Origin of the sequence: Hyphomicrobium sp. (genome assembly GCF_009026145.1) — a bacterium.
GTDB lineage: Bacteria > Pseudomonadota > Alphaproteobacteria > Rhizobiales > Hyphomicrobiaceae > Hyphomicrobium_A.
In genome coordinates this window covers 83,929-90,685 of the sequence record NZ_WBUE01000017.1, presented here as the reverse complement: position 1 = coordinate 90,685, position 6,757 = coordinate 83,929, and the positions used below count along the sequence as shown (strand labels likewise).

General features: G+C 66.4%; 4 protein-coding genes and 2 pseudogenes. 4 read left to right on the top strand and 2 right to left on the bottom strand.

Going from position 1 to position 6,757, the window contains the following annotated elements; genetic code table 11:
* A pseudogene (locus tag F9K20_RS13735) lies at window positions 1-1,430 on the top strand (chromosome segregation protein SMC); the annotation flags it as partial.
* 193 nt (window positions 1,431-1,623) lie between these two features.
* Here F9K20_RS13735 and F9K20_RS13730 read toward each other — a convergent pair.
* On the bottom strand, window positions 1,624-2,358 hold the full coding sequence (locus F9K20_RS13730; protein ID WP_291002728.1) for a methyltransferase domain-containing protein: 735 nt from the start codon (window positions 2,356-2,358) through the stop codon (window positions 1,624-1,626).
* A gap of 145 nt (window positions 2,359-2,503) precedes the next feature.
* Between F9K20_RS13730 and gloB the strand changes: the two genes are divergently transcribed.
* From gloB to F9K20_RS13715, 3 genes and pseudogenes are all read left to right on the top strand, one after another.
* The gene (gene gloB, locus F9K20_RS13725) at window positions 2,504-3,274 is read left to right on the top strand and encodes a hydroxyacylglutathione hydrolase (RefSeq protein ID WP_291002725.1); all 771 of its coding nucleotides are present in this window, start codon (window positions 2,504-2,506) and stop codon (window positions 3,272-3,274) included.
* A 168-nt stretch (window positions 3,275-3,442) separates the two neighbouring features.
* Window positions 3,443-3,876: pseudogene (locus F9K20_RS13720) on the top strand (cupin domain-containing protein).
* Between the two features lie 209 nt (window positions 3,877-4,085).
* Window positions 4,086-5,846, top strand: coding sequence for an NYN domain-containing protein (locus F9K20_RS13715; protein WP_291002722.1), 1,761 nt, complete (start codon window positions 4,086-4,088; stop codon window positions 5,844-5,846).
* A gap of 87 nt (window positions 5,847-5,933) precedes the next feature.
* Here F9K20_RS13715 and phbB read toward each other — a convergent pair whose 3' ends face one another.
* A complete protein-coding gene (gene phbB, locus F9K20_RS13710) occupies window positions 5,934-6,662 on the bottom strand; it encodes an acetoacetyl-CoA reductase (protein ID WP_291002719.1) in 729 nt (242 codons plus the stop codon).
* Window positions 6,663-6,757: the final 95 nt, after the last annotated feature.

Here is a 6,757-nt window from a genome sequence, read left to right as displayed (position 1 = left end):
AGCTCGGCCGCGAGGCACAGAGCATGCTGGCGAAAACGCGCGACAGCCTCACCACCATCGAGCGTGCCGCGCGCGAGACGGAAAGCAAGCTCGCCGCGGTTTCGGGCGCGCGGGCGCGCGCTGAGGAAGAGCTTGTCGTCGCTAAGCAAAGGCTGGGCGAGGCCGAGCAAGCGGTCGCTGCTGTCGCCGCCGCGGAGGATCTGGAGCCAGCGCTGGCCGCAGCCAAGTCGGAAGCCGAGGCGCGGCGCCTGGCGCTAGCCGAAGCACGCGCGGCCTTGAGCGATATCGAGCGCGATCGCCGCGCGCGTGCCGATCGCGGCGCCGCCATCGGCGTCGAGCGGGAACGGTGGACGACGCGCTCGGCCGGCGCCGAGCAGCAGATCGAGACCTTGAAGGCGCGCCTTGTCGAAACAGAGAGTGAGTTGAAGGCCCTCGCCAACGTACCGGCGATGATCGAGGAAAAGCGCGGCAAGCTGATGAGCGCGCTCTCCGAAGCCGAGCTCGCGCGCCAGGTCGCCGCCGACGCCCTCACCGAGGCCGACACCGCCTTGAAGGCCGGCGTGCAGGCTCTGCGGGCGGCGCAGGGTGCGGTTTCCGAAGCGCGCGAAGGGCGCGCGCGGACAGAAGCGCGCCTCGAAGGCGCGCGCACGCGGCGGCAGGATATCTCGCGGCAGATCCGCGAGGGGCTCGGCATCGCGCCGGAAGGCTGCCTCGCCCTTGCCGAGATTCAGCCGGGCGCAATGCTGCCCGCCTTCGCCGACGTCGAACGCAAACTGGCGAGCCTCAAGGCCGACCGCGAACGGCTGGGCGGCGTCAATCTCGCCGCCGACGAGGAGTTGCAGGCGCTCAGCATCCAGGCCGCCGGCCTCGACACCGAGAAGGCGGACGTCGAGAACGCCATCGCAAAATTGCGCAGCGCCATCGGGCAGCTCAATCGCGAGGCGCACAAGCGGCTCGAGGATGCGTTCCAGGCTGTCGACGCGCACTTCCGCAAGCTGTTCACCACGCTGTTCGGCGGTGGCGAGGCGCGCCTCGAAATGATCGAGGGCGAGGATCCTTTGGAAGGCGGCCTCGAAATCATCGCCAAGCCGCCGGGCAAGAAGCCGGCGACCCTGTCGCTGCTATCGGGCGGCGAGCAGTCGCTCACGGCGCTGTCGCTGATCTTCGCGGTGTTCCTGACCAACCCGTCGCCGATCTGCGTGCTCGACGAGGTCGATGCGCCGCTCGACGACGCCAACGTCGACCGCTTCTGCCGATTGCTCGAGAGCATGGCGGCGGACACGGCGACGCGCTTCCTCGTCATCACGCATCACCCGATGACCATGTCGCGCATGAGCCGGCTGTTCGGCGTCACCATGGCCGAGAAGGGCATCTCGCAGCTGGTGTCGGTCGATCTGCAGACGGCGCAGCGCTTCCGTGAAGCCGGCTAGCGCCGCGACGAAGCCAGATAGCGCTGCATCCCCTCACCCGGCGCTCAGTGCTTACGCATTTCGCGCCGACCTCTCCCCATGGGAGAGGCACTGCCTTCGCAAGCCGCATGCGAGACACAACCTCTCCCAGAGGGAGGGGTCGGGAGCGATCTTCCGATCGCTTCTGGGTGAGGGGTTGAATGGCCCGAAGCCATCAAGCGCGGTCGCGGCGCGCGGGGCTGGCGGACGGTACGAGTTGAGGCAGGCGCCTTGCCTTCGCCGGCTTGCCGATGGGCGCCACGAGCTCCTTGCTCGCTTCGACGATGAGCACGCCGGAGAAGGCGGGCGACACGCTGGCACCCACGCGCTCCCACGCCGTCGACGAGCGCAGCAGCACTTGGCGGCCGAGCGGCGGAAAAAACAGCGCGCCGCCCCAATCGAGCGGCGTGAACATCGCTCCCACGAGAAGCTGATCGAGTTGCCGGCGACTGTAAGGGCGCCCCTGGCCAAAGGGCGTGTTGTCGAGGCGCGCCCACACCCCGCGCCGGTTCGGCACGACAAGGATCATGCGGCCCTCGGGTGCCAGGACGCGCCACATCTCGCGCAACAGCTGCCGCGTGCGCTCGGCGACCTCGAGGCAGTGAACGGCAAGGAGCCGATCCACCGATCCGTCGGCCAGCGGCAGTCGGTCGTCATCGACGAGAACGCTCTGTGAAGCTCCCTCGCGCGGCCAGCGCACGACCCCCTGGCTGTCGGGCATCAACGCTCCCAGGTGCTGCGCTTCGCCGCGGAAGGCGCCGAGGTAGGGCGACGAGTAGCCGAGGCCGATGAGCGTCGAGCGATGCAGGCCGCGCCAGCGCGCGCGGATGCGATGCGTCAGCAACCGCCGCACCGTCTGCCCGAGCGGCGTGGCGTAGAACTCCTGCAGGTCGTCGACGTCGAGCTGCATGGCTCGGGTCCTGTTGCGTCGCCCGCCAATCTGACCGCTTCCCGGCGCATTTCAAGCCTCGTTGCACTACCCGCGTTGTCATCGCGGTAGGGCGCCGCTACCTTCGCGCTTCGTCCTCGCATGCAATGCAAGAGAGCCGGTACGAATGCCGAAGCTCGAAATAGAACAGTTTGCTTGTCTTTCCGACAACTACGCGGTGCTGATCCACGATCCCGAGGCCGGTGTCACGGCCGCCATCGACTCGCCCGACGCCAAGGCGATCCTGAAGCGGCTCGAGGACAAGGGGTGGAGGCTGACCCACATCCTCAATACCCACCACCACAGCGATCACACAGGCGGCAACCTGCAGCTCAAGGAGGCGACGGGTTGCACCATCATCGGGCCGAAGGAGGAAGCGGAGCGCATCCCGGGTATCGACGTCGAGGTCTCCGAAGGCGACGTCATCAAGTTCGGCAACTTCGAGGTCAAGGTCATCGATACGCCCGGACACACGATGGGCCACGTGGCCTATTGGATTCCCGCTGCCAAGGTGGCATTCCTCGGCGACACGCTGTTTGCTCTCGGCGCCGGCCGCATCTTCGAGGGCAATGCCGAGATGATGTGGAATTCGATGCAGAAGATCATGCGCCTGCCGCGCGACACGGAGATCTACTGCGGCCACGAATACACGCAGTCCAACGCCCGCTTTGCGCTGACGCTGGAACCCGACAACCTGGCGCTCGTCAACCGCGCCAAGGAGGTTGATCAGCTGCGTAAAGACAATAAGCCGACGCTGCCAACGCGGCTCGATCGTGAGCTGGAGACGAATCCCTTTCTGCGCCCGCACGTCACCGCCATCCGCGCCAAGCTCGGCATGCTGTACGCGCCCGACTGGCACGTGTTCGCGGCTATCCGCGAACGCAAGAACAAGAGCTAGTGTGATGATCGAGAAATTCGCCATCATCGGCGGCAAGGTATCGAGCGAATTTCTCGATCTGAATCACACTAGCAGGTCCATGGTTCTAGTGTCCCTTATCATCCCGAAGTTCGCTCCCCGCCCCAGCAGCGAACTCTGGCGAACTTCGGAATGGGGACACTAGTGCCGATGTCTGAGCTTGGCGCTGCCGACGTCATCCGCCTGCTCGATCTTGCGCCGCATCCCGAGGGCGGACACTACCGCGAGACATTTCGCGATGATCGCGGCGATGGATCGCGCGCCGCCTCGACGGCAATCTACTTTCTGCTCGCGGCGGGGGAAGTCTCGCGCTGGCACCGGGTCGATACGGCGGAGGTGTGGCACTGGCATTCCGGCGCACCGTTGGCGCTATCGATGGCGCCGCCGGACGGCTGCGCGATCGAAATGATGCTCGGCACCGATCTTGCCGCCGGCCAACGCCCGCAAGGGTCGTGCCACCGGGTTACTGGCAGAGCGCGCGGAGCCTCGGCGCCTGGACGCTCGTCGGCTGCACGGTGGCGCCGGGATTCATGTTCGACAAATTCGAGCTGGCGCCGGAAGGATTTGCTCCCCCGCGCCGCTGAGATGTTGCACAAGCCCCGCGTAACTCTGTTGCCTGCAAAGCTCACAATCGCGTTTTCCACCGCTAATGCTCAACCGTACAATCCACTAAGCGCCCGTTCGCGAACAGTTTTCCCGTGTCGCTGACCAACGGACGGTTGCCGCCTCGGCGCGACTCACCAAAAAGTCCTCGCAATCCATTTGTTTACGGCCACGCGGGGGGATGCCGGTTATGAAGCGCGAGTCGTCAGGGCCAATTCTGACCACGGTGTTCGTCGACTACGACAACGTTTACTTGTCGCTGAAGCGCAAGAGCGAGGAAGCTGCCAAGCGCTTTTCGAAGGATGCCGGCCTGTGGCTCAAGGAGATCGCAACTGGCGCACTGATGACGCCGACCAACGCTCCCGCCATCGAGACTGAGCGCCGCATCGTCATCAACCGCTGCTATGGCAATCCCGTGCCGCGGCGTAATCAGAGCGACAACTCCACCGACATGAGCTCGTTCCCGTTCGTGCGCCACCACTTCCTGCGCGCCGGGTTCGAGGTGGTCGACTGCCCGCCGCTCACCGCGCAGCTGAAGAACTCCGCCGATATCCGCATGGTAATGGATGTGCGCGACATCCTTACGCACGACACCCGCTTCGACGAATTCGTCATTCTCTCTGGCGACGCCGACTTCACGCCGGTGCTGCATCGCCTGCGCTCGCACGCCCGGCGCACGGTCATCTATTCCAACGACCACACGGCAGCCCCCTACACGGCAATCTGCGACGCCGAAATCCGCGAAGCCGATTTCTTGGCACTGCTGATCGACGGCCAGCTGACGAACCAGAGCCAGAGAGGCGAGCCGCAGGCCCTGCCGAGCGCCGCCTCGATCGAGGCGGTGCGCAACGAGATCCTTACCGAGGTCGCCAATGCCGTGCGTGCGGCCGACCAGCCGATGCCGCTCGAGGCACTGGCCGACCGCTGTGTGCGCGTCCTCGGTCACGAGAAGACCGTCGGCGGCGCCTGGGGCGGCACGGGCAGCTTCCGCGATCTGCTCGCCCGGGGTCTGCCCGAGGACATTCGCCTCACCGCCCAGCCACCCTATTTCGTCTACGACGCCAACAGGGCCGCGCAGAGCGAAGCGCCCAGGATCGAAACCAGAATCGAAACGCAGATGCAACCGCGCGTCGACCCACGGGCGGACATCGCCCGCCCCGAGCCGACGCGTGCCGAGGCGCCCTTGCAGCGCGCGCTCGCCCCCCTCTTTGGCGCACAACCAGCTCAGCGGCCTGTCGCTGCGCAGACCGGGGCCCCCGCCCCGGCGCAACGCGGACCGCTGGCCCCGGCCCAGCCCGAAACCCTCTCGGGCCAGCCGGGGCTGCCTCGCCAGCAACCTGCCGGCGCGCAGCGCACGGCCCAGGGTGCCGCCGCCATTCAGCAGTCCATCGCTCGCATCCACGAGGCGAGCCAGGCGCCGACACTGTCGCCTCAGGACTACCGCACGCTCTTCGACGTCATGGCGCAGGAGATTGCCGCCAATGGCCTTGCCGGTCAGCAGACGCTGATCAATATCGTCAAGCGTGCGGAGAATGTCGGCATTGACATCCGCCGCGACGACGTGCGTTTCGTGCTCGACGTCGTCAGCGAGGCGGATCCGTGGTTCGACCAGGGCGCCTCCCCAAGCCTGTTCGCCTCGCGTTTCCGCAACTTCGTCATGGCCCGCTGCCGTGGTCAGGGGCTCAGCCTATCGGCCGACGAGCTCGACCTGATCGAAGCATGGTTCGCCGCGCCGGTTCCGCAGCGTGCCGCCGCCGCGGCCCAGGGCGGCTATACGCCTTCACGGCAGCCGCAGCTGCTCGGCGTCGGACCAGATGCAGCCCAGAACGAGGGTGTGCGCGCCGACCGTTGGTGGAGTCTCGATGAGGGCCGTCAGCCCGCCTCCGAGCAGGCCACGGGCACCGGTGGCGACGAGTTCCCACGTATCATTCGCACGCGCCTGCGGGGATAGGGCGGCAGTCAACCGACAGGCCCACAGATGAAAATGGCCGGGCATCATGCCCGGCCATTTCATTTTTACAGGCTGGTGCTGCAGCGATCAGGTGGCCATGTAGTGGCCGCCGTTGATGTCGAAGCAGGCGCCGGTGATGAACCCGGCAGCGTCCGCCGCCAGGAACACGACGGCGCGCGCGATCTCCTCGGATTCACCGAGGCGGCCGATGGGAATCTGCGGGATGATCTTGGTGTCGAGCACTTCCTTCGGCACGGCGGCGACCATCTCAGTGGCAACGTAGCCCGGCGCGATGGTGTTGACGGTGATGCCCTTGGCGGCGCCTTCGAACGCCAAGGCCTTGGTGAAGCCGTGCACGCCGGCCTTGGCCGCCGAATAGTTCGTCTGCCCCATCTGGCCCTTGCGGCCATTGATCGAGGAGACGTTTATGATGCGGCCGAAGTTGCGGGCGCGCATGCCGTCGATCACCTGGCGCGTGGTGTTGAAGACGCTGTCGAGATCGACGCTGATCACCTCGTCCCACTGCTCCTTCGTCATGCGGTGGAGCATGGCATCGCGCGTGATGCCGGCGTTGTTGACCAGCACGTCGATGGGGCCGACCTCCTTCGCCACCTGGGCGCAACCGGCCTCGCAGGCGGCGTAGTCGCCGACGTTCCACTTGAACACCGGGATGCCCGTCTCGGCCTGGAACTGCTGTGCGGCGGCATCGTTGCCGGCATAGTTGGCGGCGACACGATAGCCGGCGTTCTTGAGGGCAACGGAAATGGCGTGGCCGATGCCACGCGTCCCTCCCGTCACCAGCGCGACACGAGCCATGAAATACCTCTCTCGAATTGGCCTTTTGTTGGTTTGATTGGGGCGCGGCGTGAGCTCCAGCCTACCGGGCCGGAGCCTGCCCGCGTTTGCTCTCG